This is a genomic window from Rhodoferax sp. BAB1 (assembly GCF_013334205.1).
Lineage (GTDB): Bacteria > Pseudomonadota > Gammaproteobacteria > Burkholderiales > Burkholderiaceae_C > Hylemonella.
In genome coordinates this window covers 184,802-204,400 of record NZ_CP054424.1, presented here as the reverse complement: position 1 = coordinate 204,400, position 19,599 = coordinate 184,802, and the positions used below count along the sequence as shown (strand labels likewise).

At 59.7% G+C, this 19,599-nt stretch carries 21 protein-coding genes; 12 read left to right on the top strand and 9 right to left on the bottom strand.

The genetic code is table 11. The features are described from left to right. Positions 1 to 34 precede the first annotated feature (34 nt). The 6 genes from HTY51_RS00990 to HTY51_RS00965 form a co-directional block, all read right to left on the bottom strand. Positions 35 to 3,238 carry a CusA/CzcA family heavy metal efflux RND transporter gene (locus HTY51_RS00990; protein ID WP_174250980.1) on the bottom strand — a complete coding sequence of 1,068 codons (3,204 nt, stop codon included), beginning with the start codon at positions 3,236 to 3,238 and terminating at the stop codon, positions 35 to 37. After that, positions 3,235 to 4,413 carry an efflux RND transporter periplasmic adaptor subunit gene (locus HTY51_RS00985; protein ID WP_174250979.1) on the bottom strand — a complete coding sequence of 393 codons (1,179 nt, stop codon included), beginning with the start codon at positions 4,411 to 4,413 and terminating at the stop codon, positions 3,235 to 3,237. Before HTY51_RS00985 ends, HTY51_RS00990 begins: the two co-directional genes overlap by 4 nt. Beyond that, complete coding sequence (locus tag HTY51_RS00980) at positions 4,410 to 5,660, bottom strand: TolC family protein (protein WP_174254115.1); 1,251 nt, start codon at positions 5,658 to 5,660, stop codon at positions 4,410 to 4,412. Before HTY51_RS00980 ends, HTY51_RS00985 begins: the two co-directional genes overlap by 4 nt. 87 nt (positions 5,661 to 5,747) lie before the next feature. Then, the gene (locus tag HTY51_RS00975; RefSeq protein ID WP_174250978.1) at positions 5,748 to 6,323 is read right to left on the bottom strand and encodes an RNA polymerase sigma factor; all 576 of its coding nucleotides are present in this window, start codon (positions 6,321 to 6,323) and stop codon (positions 5,748 to 5,750) included. Next, the gene (locus HTY51_RS00970; protein WP_305791371.1) at positions 6,320 to 6,763 is read right to left on the bottom strand and encodes a periplasmic heavy metal sensor; all 444 of its coding nucleotides are present in this window, start codon (positions 6,761 to 6,763) and stop codon (positions 6,320 to 6,322) included. Before HTY51_RS00970 ends, HTY51_RS00975 begins: the two co-directional genes overlap by 4 nt. Next, positions 6,763 to 7,056 (bottom strand): CnrY/NccY family anti-sigma factor, encoded by a 294-nt coding sequence (locus tag HTY51_RS00965; RefSeq protein ID WP_174250977.1) that lies wholly within the window; start codon positions 7,054 to 7,056, stop codon positions 6,763 to 6,765. Before HTY51_RS00965 ends, HTY51_RS00970 begins: the two co-directional genes overlap by 1 nt. A 185-nt stretch (positions 7,057 to 7,241) precedes the next feature. On the opposite strand from HTY51_RS00965, the gene HTY51_RS00960 reads away from it, so the two are divergent. From HTY51_RS00960 to HTY51_RS00935, 6 genes are all read left to right on the top strand, one after another. Next, positions 7,242 to 7,733 (top strand): hypothetical protein, encoded by a 492-nt coding sequence (locus HTY51_RS00960; RefSeq protein ID WP_174250976.1) that lies wholly within the window; start codon positions 7,242 to 7,244, stop codon positions 7,731 to 7,733. 57 nt (positions 7,734 to 7,790) lie between these two features. Then, entirely contained in the window at positions 7,791 to 8,525 is a 735-nt protein-coding gene (locus HTY51_RS00955) for a HupE/UreJ family protein (RefSeq protein WP_174250975.1), read from the top strand. A 6-nt stretch (positions 8,526 to 8,531) separates the two neighbouring features. Then, complete coding sequence (locus HTY51_RS00950) at positions 8,532 to 9,176, top strand: transmembrane anchor protein (RefSeq protein ID WP_174250974.1); 645 nt, start codon at positions 8,532 to 8,534, stop codon at positions 9,174 to 9,176. An 823-nt stretch (positions 9,177 to 9,999) separates the two neighbouring features. Further along, positions 10,000 to 10,332, top strand: a complete 333-nt coding sequence (locus tag HTY51_RS00945) for a DUF4031 domain-containing protein (RefSeq protein WP_371733868.1) — start codon at positions 10,000 to 10,002, stop codon at positions 10,330 to 10,332. Positions 10,333 to 10,355: 23 nt separating this feature from the next. Continuing rightward, positions 10,356 to 11,369: a thymidylate synthase gene (locus tag HTY51_RS00940; RefSeq protein ID WP_174250972.1), complete on the top strand. Its 1,014-nt coding sequence runs from the start codon at positions 10,356 to 10,358 to the stop codon at positions 11,367 to 11,369. After that, positions 11,366 to 12,289, top strand: a complete 924-nt coding sequence (locus tag HTY51_RS00935) for a hypothetical protein (RefSeq protein WP_174250971.1) — start codon at positions 11,366 to 11,368, stop codon at positions 12,287 to 12,289. The genes HTY51_RS00940 and HTY51_RS00935 overlap by 4 nt, the downstream gene beginning before the upstream one ends. 1 nt (position 12,290) lies before the next feature. Here the strand turns inward: HTY51_RS00935 and HTY51_RS00930 are convergent, their stop codons facing one another. Further along, positions 12,291 to 13,364: an ImmA/IrrE family metallo-endopeptidase gene (locus HTY51_RS00930; RefSeq protein WP_174250970.1), complete on the bottom strand. Its 1,074-nt coding sequence runs from the start codon at positions 13,362 to 13,364 to the stop codon at positions 12,291 to 12,293. Next, the gene (locus HTY51_RS00925) at positions 13,361 to 13,723 is read right to left on the bottom strand and encodes a hypothetical protein (RefSeq protein ID WP_174250969.1); all 363 of its coding nucleotides are present in this window, start codon (positions 13,721 to 13,723) and stop codon (positions 13,361 to 13,363) included. Before HTY51_RS00925 ends, HTY51_RS00930 begins: the two co-directional genes overlap by 4 nt. A 772-nt stretch (positions 13,724 to 14,495) precedes the next feature. Between HTY51_RS00925 and HTY51_RS00920 the strand changes: the two genes are divergently transcribed. From HTY51_RS00920 to HTY51_RS00895, 6 genes are all read left to right on the top strand, one after another. Beyond that, entirely contained in the window at positions 14,496 to 15,800 is a 1,305-nt protein-coding gene (locus HTY51_RS00920) for an AAA family ATPase (protein WP_174250968.1), read from the top strand. Between the two features lie 22 nt (positions 15,801 to 15,822). Further along, complete coding sequence (locus HTY51_RS00915; protein ID WP_174250967.1) at positions 15,823 to 16,362, top strand: hypothetical protein; 540 nt, start codon at positions 15,823 to 15,825, stop codon at positions 16,360 to 16,362. 1 nt (position 16,363) lies between these two features. Beyond that, a complete protein-coding gene (locus HTY51_RS00910) occupies positions 16,364 to 17,131 on the top strand; it encodes a metallophosphoesterase (RefSeq protein ID WP_174250966.1) in 768 nt (255 codons plus the stop codon). Next, a complete protein-coding gene (locus tag HTY51_RS00905; protein WP_174254113.1) occupies positions 17,128 to 17,937 on the top strand; it encodes a metallophosphoesterase in 810 nt (269 codons plus the stop codon). Before HTY51_RS00910 ends, HTY51_RS00905 begins: the two co-directional genes overlap by 4 nt. Beyond that, positions 17,934 to 18,368, top strand: coding sequence for an antitoxin Xre/MbcA/ParS toxin-binding domain-containing protein (locus HTY51_RS00900; RefSeq protein ID WP_174250965.1), 435 nt, complete (start codon positions 17,934 to 17,936; stop codon positions 18,366 to 18,368). The genes HTY51_RS00905 and HTY51_RS00900 overlap by 4 nt, the downstream gene beginning before the upstream one ends. Before the next feature lie 64 nt (positions 18,369 to 18,432). Further along, positions 18,433 to 18,861, top strand: coding sequence for a DNA-binding transcriptional regulator (locus tag HTY51_RS00895; RefSeq protein WP_174250964.1), 429 nt, complete (start codon positions 18,433 to 18,435; stop codon positions 18,859 to 18,861). Between the two features lie 293 nt (positions 18,862 to 19,154). On the opposite strand, the gene HTY51_RS00890 is transcribed toward HTY51_RS00895, so the two are convergent. Further along, positions 19,155 to 19,448, bottom strand: coding sequence for a CopK family periplasmic copper-binding protein (locus HTY51_RS00890; RefSeq protein ID WP_174250963.1), 294 nt, complete (start codon positions 19,446 to 19,448; stop codon positions 19,155 to 19,157). Positions 19,449 to 19,599: the final 151 nt, after the last annotated feature.

Below are 19,599 nucleotides of genomic sequence, written 5' to 3'. Positions count from 1 at the left end.
CGTCTCATTCAGACCGTCGTCACGCTAGGTAAGGTCAGCTTCTTCTTCTCGCTATGCGCAGGACGATTCCGCACAGTGCCGGCAGAACGAAGAGCGTGAGTATGGTTGCCGTGACCAAGCCGCCGATCACTACCGTTGCCAACGGTCTTTGCACCTCGGCACCTGTGCCGGAGCCGATGGCCATGGGCACAAATCCCAGCGATGCGACGAGCGCAGTCATCAGAACCGGGCGGACACGCTCCATGGCGCCTTCAACGATGGCTTGATTTATCAAGGCACCGGACTCGAGGCGTTTTCGGATCGCGGAGATCAGCACGAGGCCGTTCAGCACGGCGACGCCCGAGACCGCAATGAAGCCGACAACCGCCGAGATGGAGAACGGTATGCCGCGTAGGGCAAGAGCGAAAACACCACCCGCCAGAGCCAGCGGAATCGCCGAGAGGACAGTCAGGGTCAGGGCCGCATTGCCGATGGCAATGAAGAGGACCGCTGTGATGAGCACGAAGCAGGCGGGGATGATGATAGAAAGACGTGCAGCTGCTGCCTGCAAGTTCTGGAACTGGCCGCCCCATTCAATCCACGAGCCCGAAGGCAGCTTGACCTCTTGCTCGATGAGGGCTGCAGCGTCCGCCACAAAGCCGCCAAGATCGCGACCTTGCACGTTGGCTTCCACATAGATCCGGCGCTTGCCGTTGTCGCGGCTGACTTCGAAGAGGCCCTCCGTGAACCGGAACTCCACCAGTTGGCGCAGCGGGACCGACAGACGGGGTTTCCCATCCTGAGTCGGCAGCATCACCGGCAGAGCACCGAGCAGGTCCAGGTTGTTGCGCTGTTCGTTCGGCAATCGCACGACTACATCGAAACGGCGATCCCCTTCGAACACCTGTCCGGACTGACGACCGGCGAGCGCCATGGAGATCGTGTCGGCTACTTCGCGCACTGTCAGGCCGTAGCGGGCAATGGCGGCGCGGTCCAGCACGATGTCGAAAGTCGGGAAGCCTGCTGTCTGGGCAAAACGCACGTCCGCGGCGCCAGGCACCTTGCGCAGCACGTTCGCGACCTTCTGGGCGCTTTCGACCAACTGCTCCAGGTTTTCGCCGTAGATCTTGACTGCCACGTCGCTGCGGACCCCGCCGATGAGTTCGTTGAATCGCATCTCGATCGGCTGTGTCACATCGTAGTTGTTGCCGACCACGGGCGCAGTCTTCTCACGAATGCGCTCGATGACCTGCTCTTTGGTGGTGATGCCCTCGGGCCACTCATCCTTCGGCTTCAGGATGATGTAGTTGTCCGAGGCATTGGGCGGCATCGGATCGGCCGCCAGACTGGCGGTACCGGCCTTCGAGTAGACAGTCTTGACTTCGGGCAACGTGAGGACAGCTCGCTCGATTTGGAGGTCCAGGGCGTGCGACTGGTCAATCGAGGTCGACGGGATCCGGACCGAGGACAGGTTCAGGTTCTGCTCATCGAGGGTGGGCATAAACTCCTTGCCGACGAACGAGAAGGTCACGCCGGCCACCACCAGAACGCCCAGCGCCGCAGCGATGAACGGTTGAGGTTGCTCCACCGCCTTGTGCAGCCACGGCAGGTAGCGCTGCTTGGTCAAAGCGATGACGCGCACTTCCTTCTCGTCGAAGCGATTGCGTAGCAGCACGGCGATCATGGCCGGCACAAACGTCAGGGACAGGACGAACGCAGCGGCCAGAGCCAGCATGAGCGTGATGGCCATCGGCGAGAACATCTTGCCTTCGACCCCCTGGAATGCCAGGCTCGGCAGGAAGACGAGAAAAATTACGATCTGCCCAAAGACGGTCGGACCCAGCATTTCCTTGGAGGAGGCCGTGACCTCTTCCAGCCGCTCACCAAGCGTTAGGCCTCGCTGCAGAAGATGCTGCCGTTCCGCCAGTCGTCGCACCGCGTTCTCCACGATGATGACCGCACCGTCGATGATGAGGCCGAAGTCCAACGCCCCCAGGCTCATCAAGTTCCCGGATATCTTCAGGCCATTCATCCCGATGGCGCTGATCAGCAGCGACAGGGGAATGACCAGGGCTGCAATCAATGCGGCACGCCAGTTCCCGAGCATCGCGAACAGGATGATGACTACCAAGATGGCGCCTTCGGAAAGATTCTTGGCGACGGTCTTGATGGTGGCAACGACGAGCTGGGAGCGATCCAGCGTCGGAACGATCGCAACGCCGGCCGGCAGCGTCTTCTTGATCTCCTCCAGTCGTTCAACCACGGCGCTGGCGACCGTGCGGCTGTTAGCACCCACGAGCATCAGGGCGCTTCCGACGACCGTTTCATATCCATCGCGGCTGGCAGCACCGGAGCGAAGCTCGCCGCCAATGGTCACTTTTGCGACCTGGGAAACCGTGATCGACACGCCCTTGCGCTGCGTGACGACCGCATTCGCGATCTCGTCGACCGTACGGATACGAGCGTCCGCACGCACCAGGTAGGACTCGCCCGAGCGGCGGATGAAGTTGGCACCGACCGAGACGTTTGCGTCCTCGAGCGCGGTGCCAAGTTCGGCATAAGAAATCCCCAGTGCGGCCAGTTTGGCCGCATCAGGCTCGATCACATACTCCTTGACATAGCCACCAAGCGAATCGACATCGGCAAGCCCCGGGGTGATGCGCAGCTGCGGACGGATGATCCAGTCCTGGACCGTGCGCAGGTAGGCGGCCTTCGATATCTGGTCTTTCAGACGATCACCTTCTTCGGTCAGGAAACTCCCGTCGCTTTGCCACCCGGGTTTCCCGTCCTCGATCTTGGCGCCTTTGCCCTCCGGGTACTTGAATTCGACGCTGTAGTGGACGACCTCGCCCAGACCCGTCGAGACCGGCCCCAGGCGCGGCTGAGTGCCTTCAGGCAGGCCGGACATCGCCTGAGCCAGGCGCTCGCTCACCTGCTGGCGCATGAAGTAGAGATCCGCGCTGTCCTTAAAAATGACGGTGACCTGGCTGAAACCGTTGCGGGACAAGGAGCGAATGTTCTCTACGCCATTGAGGCCTGCCATGGCTGTTTCAATGGGGTAGGTGACCCGCTTCTCGATCTCGACCGGTGACAGGGTGGCAGACACGGTGTTGATCTGCACCTGCTTGTTCGTGATGTCCGGGGTAACGTCGATAGGCAACAGATACAGGTGCCAGGCACCAAAACTGGCGACCACCAGCGTGAGGAACAGGATCAACCAACGCTGTCGGACGGAAAATCGAATCAGATCGCCGATCATTCCTTGTCTCCCCCGAGCTTGATCATCTCGGCCTTTAGCAAGAAAGCGTTGCGCGTGGCGACCAGCTCGTCACCCTTGACGCCGGAGATGATCTGTGCAACACCATTGCTCCGTACACCAACCAACACGGGAACGATCGTGAAGCCCTCGGCGGTCTGTACGAATATGGCGTCGCGGCCGGCGATGCGCTGGATAGCATCTTCCGGAACCATGAAGCCATCACTGCCCTGCGCGCTCGTATGCAGGCGTACCTGCACGCCTTCACCAATGACAAGCTCCTTGCTGCGGCCTTCCGGCACGAGCAAGACGGTCGCAGCGCGGGCATCACCGGTTACCGTGGGCGTCACGGAACGTACACGGGCGTTGATAGTGACACTGGAGCGGAAAATGATGGTGGCCTGATCGCCGGTTGCGATGCGGCGGGTATCGGCGGCGGTAACGGAGGCTTCCACCTGCACGGAATTCGTATCGACCACACGGAACAGCTCGGCATCAGGCGTCACACTCGTGCCCAGCACACTGCGCTGGGCAGTGATCCGTCCCGTGATCGGGCTGACGACGGTGATGGCTTGACCACCGTCAGTCACGCGCGCTGCCCGCGCCACACTGATCGCACGCCGAGCTTCAGCATTGGTCACATTCAGTGTGGCTTCGGCTGCTTCCATGTCCTGCCGCGGTGTGATGCCTTCCTCGAAAAGCTTCTTCTCGCGCTCGAAGGTGCGCCGTGCAGCGTCGGCACGGGTTTCCGCCACCTGCATATCGGACACCATGGCGGCGGCCTGCATGCTCTCGACGACAGCCAGCACCTCGCCCGCGCGCACGGTATCGCCAATCCGCTTTTCGATCTTTGTCAGAATGCCGGCGGCTCGAGCCACGATAACGGCCTCGCTACCGGGAGGTGCTACCACCGTTGCAGGGGCAAGCACTTCTGAGGCCACTCTGCCCGAGCGCAGCGCTTCCACCGAAATCTGGGCAGCAGCCAAGTACTGGGCCGGGATCTTTACGATCTGGTCCCCGGCAGTTGCCTCGGCGGGATTCGATTCCCCTTGTTCTGCTTGCGCGGCAGGGGGAGCTTTGGGAGCCAACAGCTTGGCCGCACCGAAACCGATGACTGCGGCAAACACGGCTGTTCCGGCGATCGGCAACCAGGCCGGAGACTTGCGAAGTTCGTTCATTTTGTTTGTTCTCCAGAGAAAGCAAGTCGGCCCTCCGACTGTGCGAGCAGGGCAATAGCGCGGACACGCGCGAGTCGGGCTTCAATCGTCACGAGATTGGCGTCAGACAGGGAGCGGCGGGTCGCGAGGAGCTCGACGAGCGAAGTGCGACCCGCCTCGTAACCGATACGACCCAGGCGATAGGCCTCCATGGCGGCATTCAGGCCTTCGTTTGCGGCTGCCAGCCGGAGATCGGCAGCCTCGACCTGTACGATCGCGCTGCGACGCTGGGCCTGCGCCAGCAGCCTTGCGTTATCCAGGCGGGCTTCGGCCGCGGTGACTCTTTGCTCGGACGCATCGATCCCATGGGTGTTGCGGTCGAACAGCGGGACACTGAAACTCAGGCCGAGTTGGTAGCCGGTGGCATCGGAGAAGCCGTAGCGGCGAGTGCCAGCCATCACGCTGACCTCGGGCAGCGTGCGCTTGCGCTCCACCTCCACTTGGGCGCGCAACGCGTCACGCTCGGCCCGGGCGGCCAGCACTGCCGGACTCTCATCCGTGGCGTTACTCTGCGAAGGTGTCCTCGGTGCGTCGAGCAGAGTACCTCCCAGGCCTGTGAAAGTGATTTGCGATCCAGACAGTGCGGTCAGCGCCTCCAAGGCCTGCGCTGCGTCTGCCCTGGCTGCGCGTTCGGCGGCCAGGGCAGAGGCGACACTCGCACGAGCCTGTGCCGCACGCAAATTGGCTTCCCTGCCGGCATTCACCAGTGCGACCGTGGCGCGCAGGTCATCATTGGCGCGCTGCAGTTCTTCCGAGGCCAGCACGCTGCGCAACAGCCCGGCTTCCGCGATGGCATAGGCTTCGGCCAGCTCGGCCGCGAAGACCACCCGAACCTGGCGGCCACGCATCGTGGCTAGGTCCAGATTGCGGTCGGCCATATCGAGACGCGCCTGACGCTTGCCGAACAGCTCCAAGGGCTGGCTGACTGAGTACGTGTTCTGGCGTTGGCTGGTTCCGTCCGGCGACGGCGCGGAGAGGTTCTCGGCGATGGCGTCGATGCGCGGGTTCATCCAAGCACGCGCCTGGGCCGCGTCCGAACGCAGTGCTGCGATATTCGCGCTTTGCTCCAGTTGGATCGGAGCAGTGGTGATGGCCTGTTGCAGCAGTATCGGGAAGGGTGGTGCCTCTTGTGCAATGCCCAGGGCAGGGACGCATAGAAGCGCAAGAAGGCCTAGCCGCCCTCTGGGGAGGAATTTTTCGGAAACGATGGCTGACTCCTGACTTGATAGGGGGCGCAAAGAGCACCCTCACTACCAACTACGTGGCAGAATCAATCCACCCCTCAACAATGGTTATTATTTTTGGATGGCGTGCCCTTGCTGAAGAATTGCCTTCAAGCGCTTGCGGGCACGGATAACGCGCCCTTCCACCGTTTTGAGTGACACCCCCAGGGCTTCGGCCGCTTCGGACTGAGACATCCCGACCAGGCCGGTCAGAACGAGCACATCGCGCAGGGGCCGATCGAGCCGGTCCAGGGTTTGGGTGACGCGTTTGAGCTCCTGGCGGTCCGCGGCGAGTTTGTCGGGGCCGGGGCCGTCAAACGGTACACCGGCTGCCTCATCATCGGAGATGTCCGAGGCGCCGAACAGAAACTGCCGGACCTTGCGAAAGCGCAGGAGGTCGCGCATCTTGTTGAGTGCTATACCAAACAGCCAGCCTCGAAATGGACGGGTAGGGTCGTAGTCGTCCAGCGCCTTCCAGGCAGCGATAAAGGAATCTTGGACGATATCGTCCACGTCGGTTTCAGGAATTCCGAAGCTTCGAGCAGCCTGCCTTACCGATGCCCAGTGTCGGCGGACCAGCGCGTCAAAAGCCGCGCGCTCCCCCCGGCGAGCCTGGATGACCAGGACCGCGTCCGATTCATCAATCACGGTGCTCCACGCCGCAATGATTCGAGCAAAACTTCGTCATAGGCGGATCGATGCTCGGGCCTGAGGCCGGCGCGCATTTCAAAAACGTGGATCAGCGTTTCGCGCTGCAGGCGGGCGGCGGCGGCCTCGACCTGCCGCATGGCGCTCTCCACTCCCGGCGACCACTGTGGGGTTTTCGCGATTGCATCAGCCAGCTCCGCATTGGCGACTCTCAGGTGCGCTTCAATCTCCCCACGCCGTGCCATGAAGGCCCGTTCCTTGGCTTCTAGCACGGCCTTTTCGTTGTCGTCCAGCGGCACAGCTTTGTGCAGCATTTCATGCAGGTCGGTCTCGTGCTCGGGAATGGTGTTACGGCCGACGACGATACCGGCAAACACCAGGAGACCGACGCACACGCCTGCAAGCGCCGCCAGGATCAGCTTTCTGGATCTGTTACGCATCAGCCACCCACCAGAAGGCCGAAAGGGGAGATAGGAGATGGATTGGCAATCCAGGTGGCGCTGGCCGGGCGGGGGGTCTTGCCTGCAAATTGCGTTGAGGCCCAGATCGTCACGACCGCGGAAATCACCGCACAGGCCACAATCAGGCGCATATCCCGTCGGCTCAGAGCCAGGACAGAGCCCAACCCATCCGCATCAAGCTTGCGGTGGATGCTTCTCACATCAGCGTGCTGCGCACCAGTAGCCGTCACGGCTTTAGCATTCGCCAGCCATTTGTCTACATCGTCTGTCATGGCTACTCCTTATTACCCTGTATACGTGGCCCGAAGCTCGCCCCCCTCGTTCAGAACATATTTTTTTAGTTTGACCGAAGCTCGGATTGTTGACAAGCCGAATAGCGCGCGACAATCGTCCACTTTGGGCTGGTAGCCCTTGGGGCATCCTGGGCATCTCGGTTTGGCCAGATGTGCAATCCAGTATGCCCGATTTGGACGGCGGTTTCTGTCACGCAACCTATCGAGGCATCACCGTGCTGATATCATCCCGGCATCTTGCCCGCACGCTTACTCCAGCGCTGCCCATGTCCATGTATTTCTCCCCGCGTTTCAAGTTCTGGACCGTCACGCTGCTCGCTATCGTGCTGCAGCTGCTGACCACGCTCAGCTTGGTCTCGCGTTCACACGATCCGATCAGTCAGCAAGAAGCGTTGATGCTTCGACATGGTCCGCTTGACCAAGGCTCGGCGGCGATCGACCATGTGCATCACGACAGCAGCGCTGTCGAGGAAACGGCACAGCACGTCCACGGGCATGATCCTGCTGATCACCGGCATGACACCCCAGCGCCGATCATCTCGGTAGCGCTGACGACTCCCCCTGCTTTGCCAGGCACCTGGGTGGACAACGTTTCGTCGGCCCTACGCAGCAATGGCATCGGCGTTCTCGAACGGCCTCCCAAGCACCTCTCCTAGTCCGAACTGATGCGTCCCACTTTGGGGCGTACCAATGTATTCATCTAGGAGATTTAAATGCTTTCTTTCTTAGGAAGGGTGCTCGGCCATTCCCTTCACCATCCTGCATGGCAACGAGCTCGCAGGCTTGTCCCGTTTCTCTTCCTGAGTCTTTTGGGTTCCTTAGCCTGGGCGCATGGCGTGGCCGAAGGTGACAAAGGCTACATCCAGGAGATTAGCGGTTCGAACATACCCGCGTTCGTTTATCTTGGTGCCAAGCACATGATCACGGGGTATGACCACCTATTGTTCCTATTCGGAGTCATCTTCTTCCTCTACCGGCTCAAGGACGTTGGTCTCTACGTCAGCCTGTTTGCATTGGGACACTCCACCACGATGCTGATCGGCGTCTATTTCAGCATGGCAGCCAACAGCTACTTGATCGACGCGATCATCGGTCTATCGGTGGTCTACAAAGCGCTCGACAACATGGGGGCATTCCAGCGATGGTTCAGGTTCCAGCCCAGCACGAAAGCTGCAACCCTCATCTTCGGACTCTTCCACGGCTTCGGTCTAGCCACAAAGATTCTGGAATACAACATCTCTCAGGATGGCCTAGTTACGAATCTACTGGCTTTCAACGTGGGCGTGGAAATCGGGCAACTCCTGGCGCTAGCCCTCATCCTGATTGTGATGGGGTACTGGCGCAGGCGCCGCTCCTTCCTCCGTCATGCCTACTCAGCGAACGTCGTCCTGATGGCCGCTGGCTTCCTCCTCTTCGGCTATCAATCCGCCGGCCTTTTTCTGAATTGATACACCATGTTTAACGCCCAAACCCCCAACCGCAGTGAGATCCCCTCGTCTGCCCAGCTCGTCAACTCAACCATCCTGGCTGCAGTCGCCGCAGTCGTGATCCTGTTTTCGGTGGTACTGCCCGCTGAGTACGGCTATGACCCGACCGGTTTCGGCAATGTGCTGGGACTGACTAAAATGGGTGCAATCAAGATGCAGCTCGCAGCGGAAGCCCAAGCAGATGCGTTGAAAGACGTTCAAGCAGCAAGCAAGGCAGTTGCACCGGAACCAGTGGCTGTTTCGAAGGCCGCTCCATCGGCATCGCCTGTCAGGGCTGCGCCTGAACCCATCATCTCGGGGAACGCCGAGGAGCGAGTCATCGCATTGCGACCGAACCAGGGCACGGAACTCAAGCTCACGATGACCAAGGGAGCCAAGGTTGCATATGCCTGGACGGTATCTCCTGGCCTCGTCAATTACGACATGCACGGCGATACCTTTGGGCGATCGACCTCTTACAAAAAAGGGCGCTCGGTAGATAGTGACAGCGGCACGCTGGAAGCAGCGTTCAATGGATCCCATGGGTGGTTCTGGAGGAATCGTACGTCCAGCGAGGTCACCATCAAGCTGAAGGTCAACGGCCAATTCACGGACGTCAAGCGTGTGATGTAAGTGACTAAGCAAATGACTCCCTGAGTCTCCCAGCAGCCACCTGATTGATTTCTACCAGGTGGCTGCTGCAGCTTACACTGCAGTGTCATTCCCCGGCCACTCTTCGCTGTATCGGGCACCTTGGGGTTGCTGCCGAGAGCGAGTATTTGGCCGCCTCCGCAGTGCCGACGAATTCGCCGGCGGCACAGCTGCCCTTGATATGGTTGCGGCGTTCGCCGTGCGTGACACAGATGCGCCTTCGATGGCCTCCCCCACCTGTGGTGCCGTGGTTTCCGGCTCGGCCGTATGTGTCGCTGGAACCGTAACCGTGCCGCTTTGGCACGCTTATGCTTCTTTTTTGCGCGGCCCGTTTATGCTTCCCCTATTTTTCCTGGCAGCCCAGCCATCACACGGCTGGCTCGCCACCGGAATTCCCCAATCAATTCAACGAGATAGCCTCGTTTAGGTCAGTCCATCGAAATCGGACAAGGCGCACAGTTCGCTCAAAACAAGCTAGTTTGTGGCACGGTTATGGGGATACGTGGCACGAATATGCTTCCTTAGAGTGGGCAGCCTCAGCGAGTCTCGGTGGGACTGGCAACATCCGCCTCCTCAAGCGGATAGTCGATGTCACGGAGGCATCGACCGGTTGAATCCGCCTCGCATTGCGGTCAGTCGGACAGCGCCGAATCTGGCCCGCGGTCATATGCGAAGCCGTGTTGTCCTAAGCTAGGCCAAACCAGAATGCTCGAACAACGGGTCTCGCGCTCGAATCCGCGGCCCACAAAGATATCCTCCGTCATCGCCGATTCAGCATCACTTGCCCTGGTGCTTATTCCGCCAGATGCTAAATTCGGGTCCTGGGGGGGGAGAAAAACAAATGGTGTACGTTGACGACGCCGAGGTCCAGAAGCACGGTTACGCGTGGTTCCACCTCATGGCAGATAGTATTCAGGAACTGCACGAATTCGCGGTTGGCATCGGTCTGCCCGCGCGCTCCTTTCATCGCGGAGCGCTTTACCCCCACTATGACGTTACTGCTGGCCAACGTCGGCGCGCTCTCCGGCACGGCGCAGTTGCCATTTCCGCTCGAGACGCTGTGCAGATTGGACGGCGTGTCGCGCAGCCGGACCGACGGGCTGCACTCGATTGCTCCCAGCTTTGCCTATTCAGCTGAACCATCGAACCATCGAGCACGCCGTGTATCTCGCAGCCGATTCTCTCGATGACCTGCTGTTCAAGGTATACAAGCAAATCCTTGCGCGCGGCACCCCCATACAGCCCTCCAAGGGTCCAGCACGGGAAATCAGTGGCACGCTCCTGAAACTCTCTGCCCCGCGAGTCCGCCTCAGTAGGTCCGAATCGCGAGGTCGCCTGTTTAGTTGTCTGGGCGAACTGCTGTGGATACTCGCCGGCAGCAACCGGCTAGATTTCATCCAGCACTACATCCCGAGCTACCACGAATTCTCCGACGACAAGAAAACCGTCTACGGCGCTTACGGGCCGCGACTGTTCGGCGAGTCTCCAAATGACCAAGTCCCTCGCGTTATCCAGTTGCTGAAGGAAAGGCGCGACTCGAGGCAAGCCGTTCTGCAGCTGTTTGACCGCTCCGACACGCTGGAACCCCACCTCGACATACCGTGCACCTGCACGCTGCAGTTCCTGGTGCGTGGCGATCGGCTGCACATGTTGACGTCCATGCGCTCCAACGACGCTTGGCTCGGTCTGCCCCATGACGTGTTCGCATTTACTATGTTGCAGGAGTTAATCGCCCGATCGTTGGGCATTGAGTTAGGCGAATACAAACACGCAGTCGGTAGTTTGCACCTCTACGACAAGGTTCGTGACAAAGCCACCAAGTTCCTAGACGAGGGTTGGCACCTACATCGCCCAATGCCACCAATGCCACAAGGCGATCCGTGGGCCGCCATAAAGAGTCTCGTCGCCTTCGAGAAGATAGTGCGCACCGGACATGGCAATATACCGAATTACCATGAAGCCATGGATCCCTACTGGGCAGATTTAGCCACCTTGCTGATGATCCACAAGGCAGGCTTCGTCAAAAACAACCAGCTGGAAATAAAGCGTCTGAGACGACGCATCCACGACGACGTCTACTTGCTTTACATCAAGAGGCGCGAAAACATTGCCTCCGAGAAAGATCAGTTGTCGCTCTTCAACCCAAAAACAGTTCCGACTAAGGATTCGAAATGAAAGGCCCCGAAAAAGAGCTTCGAGCCCAGGAGCTTGAAGCACAGCTGATGAAATTCCATCATGAGCAGATGCCGCTGACCGGTGTCGTCCCCTTTGAGAACATGCAGTCTTTTGTGGCTCAGCTCCTCGACAGTCTTCAACGCGTCGAGTATGTGCACAAGGTCCGGGCTCGGCCCATTAGCCCGTTGCGCGCCGACCCAAAGAGCGACTTGTTTGACCCCATTAGGGCCGCAATACTCAAGGCGGCAAACGGGCAACGGGAAGAAGCCTTCTGGCTGGTGTTTTTGACAACGCACTGCGGCCGTAACCTGCGCACCGAATGGTTATTGGCACGCGAGCTGTACGGTGCGTACAAGGAATCTCCCTGGACCTGGGTGCAAGTCGCTGCTGCCCCTGAAGCCTACAGCGAATGGCTTGAAGACAACCGCGCTCTCTTTCAAGGCAAGTTCGGGAACCACCGAAAATACGAGTCGCTGAAGCAGGGCGCACGCGGGACGGGAACCGTCGTGAGGACCTACGTTGAATGGGTCAAGGGGCATGGCTCGCACGACAAAATGATCGCTGATGCGTTGAGCGAGGCCAAGGGTAACCCGCGGCAAGCGTTCGCACTGCTCTACGACTCGATGGACGCCGTCATGGGCTTCGGACGAACGGGGCGCTTCGACTACCTCACCATGCTCGCCAAGGTGGGGCTCGCGGCGATAGACGCCAACTCGACCTATTTGAAAGAAGCCACCGGACCGAAGAAGGGCGCGCGTCTACTGTTCGATGGACAGATCGACTCCAACACCAGCGCTCGAGACCTTGAGGCGCGCGTAGCCGCCCTGGAGCAGCACCTCGGCGTAGGCATGCAGGTCATGGAAGACGCCATGTGCAACTGGCAGAAGAGCCCCGGCAAGTACCTGCCCTTCCGCGGTTAGCTCAGCCCCATGTGTAGCGCTTTTTCAGGAAGTTGAGCTTTTCCCGAGGCAACAGGCCTCGATGCTGAAGCTGGCCAACCACAACACCCGGCGACACCGAGAGATTTCGTGCGAACCGCATGATGCTCTTGTATTCATGAGGGAGTTCACGCAACGCAGCCTCCTGCGACGGCGGAATCAGGACCTTCCCCGCGAAGTCGTTGGCTTCCAGCTCTTCCTTCTCGTCGAGATGTCGCTTCTCTGACCATTCTAGGAACAGACGATCCTCGTGCAGGACCAGATGACCCGCCTCGTGGAAGAAGGTGAACCAGAAGCTGTCATCCCGCAAATACCGCGCACTGAGCTGGAGAACGGCTTGTCCGTTCCTGACCCGCGTTGCACCGCTTGCCGGGCAACCTTTAGGGGCTCGAACGATGACAACGGCCACGCCGCAGGCTGCGCACTTTTGTTGAAGCTGTTGCAGGAACTCGGAAGGCCTATGTATCCTAGTGAGCGGTCTCAAATCCGGCAAAAGGCGCTCGAAATCCGTGCGGGACCAGAGAGCGGTGCGAATATGGCTCGCGGCCAATTCACCCTGTCTGAGCCACGCTGCAGCCGCTGCCGCTTGTGTGGTGAAAACGGGGGACGTTCTGTATGCCGTTAGGCCGCCACGTTCGGAAAGCCAAGCTTCCCGCCATTCATCAACACTCGACACGCCAAAGAAGGCGAACGCATGGCGAAGCTTGTCTGCGAAAGTGCTCGCGGCATCAATCCATCCGAACTTCGCCATATCGGCGAATGGAAGGCCGGAAACCCATGCACGGGTGTCATCGTGAATCGACTTGAGGGCCTGCCGGTACTGCGCCTCACGTGCCAACCAAAACCGAGGAGTGCCCCCGATTTGCGCCGCAAGCTTTTCGGCGCGCTCTGCGTCGATGGGCCAGTCCCCATCGAGCGCCCGAGGAAGCTCGATTTCCGCAACGTCAAGAGCGCTGGCAACGACCGCTTGTTTCAGGCCCTTCCTCTGGGCGATTTCGCGAACGGTTTCGCCAGGAGGAGAAGCCCAGGCTGGGCAAAATTCAGCGTGGACGCTCAATTGTCGCTCCCGATGCGGACAACCTTGAGCCTCGTCACTTGGGCCCAGTCAATCGTTTCGCCGCTCATCGGCACGCTTTGCTGATTCGCATTGCAGTACAGGCTTAGTACTTCGTTCAATTGGAACCTTAGCATTCCATGCCCCTGTGTGCAATTCTCAATTCCGAGCCCCATATCAAACAGTTCGGCGACAGTGTCAACCGCGTTCATATCCGCCAGCACCCTGCGTAGCGCTTTGCTGCCCGACTCTCCAAGCTCCCGCTTTGCCCTCGTTGGGCTTTCGCAGGTGGCGCGTAACTCCCTTGTCTGAAAGGCAATCTCGATCGGCATAGCGCCTGAATTGTCCGCGAATTGTTGCACAGCCCCTCTCGATCGTGAACTGCCAGGGTCAGAGCGCCGGTGAGGTCCGACCTGTGGTCAGTTGCCAACTTGCCAATTGCTCCAAAAAAGTACATTTTTTTAGCAGAGCAGCACAAGCAAGTCGAACGGGTAACTCGACTCACAGGATCCGCGCGCGGACCATGCTTTTCGCAGCTGCGGAAGCTTCAGCCGCCTCGCACAACGCCGACGAACGGCCGCTTCTAAGCTGGTGCAGGACGCTGCGTCGACCGCCGCGCATGTCCGAAATCAGCCTAAACTGTCATTTGACCGGCAACGCTGGATGTCTGCAAATTGTCGTCACACTTTCTATTTCAACGAGTGCCCGTTGGCGCCAGCGCGACCTAACACATTCGCCTCAAAATCAAAAACCGATATCGGAAATTTATTAGTCGGGATTTCTTGGCCGACTTTGCAGTTTCTCAAGCACTCCGGTAATCTTTGGCTCATCCACCGGAGCAATCAAATGTTCGTCCACGCACCCCAGACACCCCTCCAGCCGCTCGCCGGCCGGTTGTCTGCACGTGCCTTGACCTCCTCCATCAAGCGTTCCGTCCTGGCCATGTCCATGCGCTTCTCCTACGACGCGCGAATTCACGTAGCAGTGAGCACCCGTCGGTCCATCCATCACAAATGGACCGGTAGTTGCACCACCTCCACCTCGAATTCCGTCCAGGAGTTCCGGCTCACGCGAAACACCCCACTTCACGCGTAGACGCCAGGGCTCCTGACTCACCAGTCACAGGAGCCCAACATGAGACAGAACACCAAGAAAGATGACACGGCCCTTCCAGGCTACGGCGACTACGCCTTCAAAGAAGACGACACCTACAGCTGCGTCACGCTCGTCCTGCCTAACCGTCTGCTGCAGGCCCTGACAGAGGAGCGGCTTGCTGCTGAAGCCCTGAAGGCCCAGGAAGAACAAGACCTCCGGCAGAGCAAGGCGGCCGACGAGTCGTCCCCGTCTGCGTTTTTCAAGCCCCGCTCAGCCCTGGGCACCAACGAACTCGACCCGGAGCGGGAGTCAAAGGATCTGGAAGAAGCGGCAGCCAACTCCGCCAGGGTGGCCGAGACCGGAGAGTTCATCGCTGTCCATGAGGTGCTGGAACCCCTCAAGCTCATCAAGGACCTCAAGTCTCGTACGCCTGATCGGGATATCCACAAACGCAATGAGCTGCTCTACAAGCAGATCAAGGCACGGGGACACTTGCGCGCTCTGGCCCAGCCGGTGGTCGACCTGCAAGGGTTCGAGCACCTGCGCAAGGCCTTCCCGCACTTCTCGCCGGTGCTCGACCTGGTCCGGGATCAGTACGCCTTTGCCGAACTGACGGGCAAGCCCTTCCTCATCCCGCCCATTCTGTTGGGTGGTGACCCAGGCATCGGCAAGACCCGCTTTTCCCAGGAGCTGGCCAAGGCCTTGGGCACGGTCATGCGCCGCCTGCCTTTTGACAACGGCCAATCCGGCGTCTCCTTGCTCGGCTCAGACAAGAACTGGGCCAACACCACCTACGGCTCCGTCTTCGAGCTGGTGGTGCTGGGCGAGTACGCCAATCCGGTCATCTTGCTGGACGAGGTCGACAAGGCTAGCAAGCGGCCCGAGGGAGATCCCCTGGCTTCCTTGCATTCCCTGCTGGAGCCGGTGACCTCGCACCGCGTGCGCGACATCAGCGTGGACTTCGAGTTCAACGCCAGCCGGGTGGTCTGGATCGCCACGGCCAACGAGCTGGATCGGATTCCGGCCTCCCTGCGCTCGCGCTTCCACGTGTTCTGGATCGAGCAGCCCTCGGGGGCTCAGGCGCTCCAGATGGCCGAGGTGCTCGCCCAGGAAGTGCACCAGGAGATGAACCTGCCTGGCTTCCAGCCGCCGGCACAGCCGCTCGTGCGCTACATCGCCCACCTCAGCGCCCGGGAGCAGATCCAGGCGCTCAAGCGAGCCTATGCCGCGGCCAGGGTGGATGGGCGCCACCAAGTGGCCCTGGCCGATCTGCCGGAACAGGTGCGTCGGGACGCCAGCGAGTTCGCCGGCGAGGACGTTCCGCCTGCCGGCTTGTTGCACTGATCTCACCCAGAAAGGAACCCCAATGAATCCCCAACAAGCGCTGTCACTCAAAGACCTGCAGACACGCTACCCCTACCAGTTCAATGAACCGGAACTGGGCATTGCCATGGCTAAGGGCTGGGTGGTGGTCTTTGCCCAACTGTGTGCGGATGTGGACCAGGTCCTGGGTCAGGACAAGCGTGGCTTCCACTGGAGCCAGGTCAAGGAGAAGTTCGGCTCGGCGCGCTTTTACTTCCAGTTCGAGGGCCGCAAGCCCGACCTGCGGCTGGACATCCAGATGCCGGGTGGCGTCCTGAGCCAGGTTGTGCCCTTCGAGCGGCGAATCCGTACCGACCGTGACCGCAGTTTCGAGCAGGTCAATACCGAGATCGGGAGGCTGGCCTTGCGTGCCGAAGTGGCAACCAAGCACGTCTGCCTGGTCTGCGGCAAAGAGGCAAGCCAGGACGTCGGTACCGGTTATGTCCTGGTGCTCTGTCCCGAGCATCAGGCACAACGTCAGCAGCCCGAAGGCTTACCCCCTTTCTGGGAGACCCTTCGCGAGAACAAAGACGGTGAGGTGTGAGATGACGATCGAACAGAAGGTCGCCGAGTTTGACCAGGAGAAAGCCGAGGCTTTGCGCCGTATCTGGTTCGTGGGCGATGTCCACGGCGAGTTCAAGTACGTGGCTTGGAGCCTGATGGCGGCCCAGGTGCAGCCGAGCTGGATCGTGTTCGCCGGTGATATCGACATCAGCCACAAGCCGTTTCGGGAGCTTCTGGCGCCCATCAAGCGCTGGGATCCGGCGATCCGCGTCGCCTTCATTCCCGGCAACCATGATGCTGACTCGTATGAGCATTGGGAGATGCTCCACGACTCAGGGGATGCCATCTCGATCCATGGCCAGGTCATGGAGATGGAGGGTATCCGAGTGGCTGGGTTGGGCGGGCACTTTGTGGGGCGGGTCTGGATGCCACCCTCGGAGCCCCTGTTCCGCAGCCGTGAGGAAGCTTTGCGTGGTGGCACCTACCGGTACCGGGATGGTCAAAGGCCGTCGCCGACCTATCTGTCTGCGATCTATGCCGCGGAAGTCGGCCGGCTGAGTCAGCGGCGTGCGGACATCCTGATCACGCATGAAGCACCGTCTTGCCATCCCCATGGCCACACCGAGTTGGACATGCTTGCCAGGTCCCTGCAGGCGCAGAGGATGTTCCACGGGCACCACCACGACGACAGGACTGCTGCCTATGCCCTACAGCGTGAGCAGCTGGGATTTGATGCCATCGGCTTGCGGGTCTGTGCCATCAAGAACGGCCTGGGGGAAGTGGTCTTTGAAGGAGAGAAAAATTGGTGAAGCTGCTCATCCTGAGTGACCTGCACAACGACATCTCGGCGGTGGATCCCGTGGTCGATGGCCGGCGCATTGACGCTGATGCAGATGTGGTCGTGCTCGCCGGTGACATCCACGAGGGGGTTCAGGCTCCAATGTGGGCCCGCCAGGCCTTCCCGGACAAGGAGATCGTCCTGGTCGCGGGTAACCACGAGTTCTACGGGCGCTACTGGAACCGCAACCTGCGCAAGATCCGGGAGAAGTCGGCCCAGCTGGGCATCCACTTTCTGGAGAACGAGGCGGTGGAGCTGTTCGGCGTGCGGTTTCTGGGGTGCACGCTGTGGACCGACTACTGTCTATATGGAGAGGAGCGCCGCCGGGAAAGCATGCGCGAGGCGCTGAGCCTGATGACGGACTTCCGGCAGATCAAGCTGGACCGCAAGCCTGGCGAGAACCAGGACTGGCGGGAGTTCAGGATGGTGAAGCTGATCCCGCAACTTACGCTGCGCCGGCACGTCCAAAGTGCCGAATGGCTGGATCAACAGCTTGCCATGGGAGACCCCGACAAGACGGTCATTGTCACCCACCATCCGCCGCTGGGGCAATCCATCCCGGAGTATTACCAGGGAGACAAGTTGAGCCCGGCCTATGCATCCAACCTGACGCAACTGGTGGGACGCTCGAAGCTGTGGGTTCACGGGCACGTTCACGACAACTCGGATTACACATTCGGTATGACCCGAGTGATCTGCAATCCCAGGGGCTACCCGACACCCTCGGGAAGCCTCCTGAATGAGTCGTTCCAGCCGAGTCTGGTGGTCGAGATTTGAAAGGAATCGACATGATGAGGAACCCACCATCCCCGAGCGTCCTCGATGAGGTAGACAGCCCGATCGTTCTGCCGGCAGAAATCATCCAGAAACTGGCTCCAGTCTTCGAGGTGTCGACGACGGGCATGGTTCAGCTCCTGGGCATGAGCAGGCATGTCGTGTGGCGCAGGATTCACCAGCGCAAAGCTTTACCACCGAAATACCAGGCGCGGGCTATGGGGGCGATTCGTATCTATGCATTAGCGCTCGATCTCTACGGGTGCCAGACCGCCAACGCACGGCGGGAGGCCAGGCGCTGGATGAATGACTGGCTCCGTGAGCCACGTCTTTGGTTCGGATGGCGCAAGCCGATCGAGTTCCTTGGCTCTGACGTGGAGCAGAAGAAAGTGTTGACCCTGATTGAGGGTATCGCGGCTGGGGCCTATATGTAATGGCTACCCGAGAATCTGACTGACTTGTAAGATGGCATGGTCGTTACTAACAACAAAGACCGAAATGGCCAATATCGCTAGCCTCCTGAAATCAGAGATCTCCCGTATTGCACGCAAAGAGATCCGCGCAGAAACCGAGACCCTGAAGAAGGCCTCGGCCCAGTACCGTAGCGACATCGCTGCACTCAAGCGGCACCTTGCCGAACAGGACCGCCTCATTGCCAAACTAAGAAAGCACAAGCCGGCCGCCGCCGCTAACGACAAGGCGGAAGAAGCCTCCCAGCTTCGCTTTCGCGCCGACGGCTTTGCAAGCCTGCGCAAGAAGCTGGGTCTGTCAGCCGCCGACATGGGCAAACTGCTCGGCGTTTCACTGCAGACGATCTACCAGTGGGAGAAAGGGCAGTCCAAGCCCCGGGCTAGCCAGCTGCAGGGCATTGCTGAAGTGCGCAAGCTCGGTAAGCGCAGCGTAGCCGCTCGTTTGTCTGAAAACTAATCTTGGCGAGACTTTTCGGCAATCATGATCACTTCACTGGCCTAGATCTGTGTCTATCGCAACGATCAGATATATGCGGATCGACATAGGCACAGTAGAGGATGAAGCACCGAAGAGGTCAAAGCAAGGGTTAACAGTCTATTCTGAGATAACCAGATGGATCGGATCAGAGAGCCAGATCACAGAAATTTCACGAGTCTTGGCGAGATCACTGGATCATCGGCAAGACTCGTGAGGTACAGCTTCAAAGGGGAAAAGGCAATCTATCAGCTCTGGTGTGCCTAAATGACAGGTCAGTTCTCGTGACCTTGGCGCAGCTGGAAGTCGAGACGTGCACTCTCGCTGCTGGTCATGACGATCTTTTGACCGTCAGTCGTCTCCAGGACTTGGCCTTTGGGGAGATGGACGGCGCGGTCGAACTTGTCGGCCACTGCCATCTTTCCGTCCTTAAAAACGAATACGGTGCCGCCGTCCTTCAGGCGGTAGGTCTTGTCGACATTGTCTGCCAGCGAGTCGGCGGAAAAAGCGGTTGATGCCAGGGTACTGAGCACGACGGCAGCGAAGAGCGAAGTGATGCGGGTGTTCATATCAGGTCCTTTCTTGAATATAGGTGCTACGTTATTCAAAGCACTTGTGCGAATGCACGTCCTGTATTCTGTCGAGCGCCTCTGACATGAAGATGTGCCGCTGATTACATTTGCGTCAGGTCTGCAGCTCCGTTGAGCATGCAAAGATGTT

Bases quoted from the DNA above. Each gene is read 5' to 3' on its own strand.
- HTY51_RS00990 (WP_174250980.1), bottom strand. From the start codon at position 3,238: ATGATCGGCGATCTGATTCGATTTTCCGTCCGACAGCGTTGGTTGATC.
- HTY51_RS00985 (WP_174250979.1), bottom strand. From the start codon at position 4,413: ATGAACGAACTTCGCAAGTCTCCGGCCTGGTTGCCGATCGCCGGAACA.
- HTY51_RS00970 (WP_305791371.1), bottom strand. From the start codon at position 6,763: ATGCGTAACAGATCCAGAAAGCTGATCCTGGCGGCGCTTGCAGGCGTG.
- HTY51_RS00965 (WP_174250977.1), bottom strand. From the start codon at position 7,056: ATGACAGACGATGTAGACAAATGGCTGGCGAATGCTAAAGCCGTGACG.
- HTY51_RS00960 (WP_174250976.1), top strand. From the start codon at position 7,242: ATGCCCGATTTGGACGGCGGTTTCTGTCACGCAACCTATCGAGGCATC.
- HTY51_RS00955 (WP_174250975.1), top strand. From the start codon at position 7,791: ATGCTTTCTTTCTTAGGAAGGGTGCTCGGCCATTCCCTTCACCATCCT.
- HTY51_RS00950 (WP_174250974.1), top strand. From the start codon at position 8,532: ATGTTTAACGCCCAAACCCCCAACCGCAGTGAGATCCCCTCGTCTGCC.
- HTY51_RS00945 (WP_371733868.1), top strand. From the start codon at position 10,000: ATGCTAAATTCGGGTCCTGGGGGGGGAGAAAAACAAATGGTGTACGTT.
- HTY51_RS00935 (WP_174250971.1), top strand. From the start codon at position 11,366: ATGAAAGGCCCCGAAAAAGAGCTTCGAGCCCAGGAGCTTGAAGCACAG.
- HTY51_RS00920 (WP_174250968.1), top strand. From the start codon at position 14,496: ATGAGACAGAACACCAAGAAAGATGACACGGCCCTTCCAGGCTACGGC.
- HTY51_RS00915 (WP_174250967.1), top strand. From the start codon at position 15,823: ATGAATCCCCAACAAGCGCTGTCACTCAAAGACCTGCAGACACGCTAC.
- HTY51_RS00910 (WP_174250966.1), top strand. From the start codon at position 16,364: ATGACGATCGAACAGAAGGTCGCCGAGTTTGACCAGGAGAAAGCCGAG.
- HTY51_RS00895 (WP_174250964.1), top strand. From the start codon at position 18,433: ATGGCCAATATCGCTAGCCTCCTGAAATCAGAGATCTCCCGTATTGCA.
- HTY51_RS00890 (WP_174250963.1), bottom strand. From the start codon at position 19,448: ATGAACACCCGCATCACTTCGCTCTTCGCTGCCGTCGTGCTCAGTACC.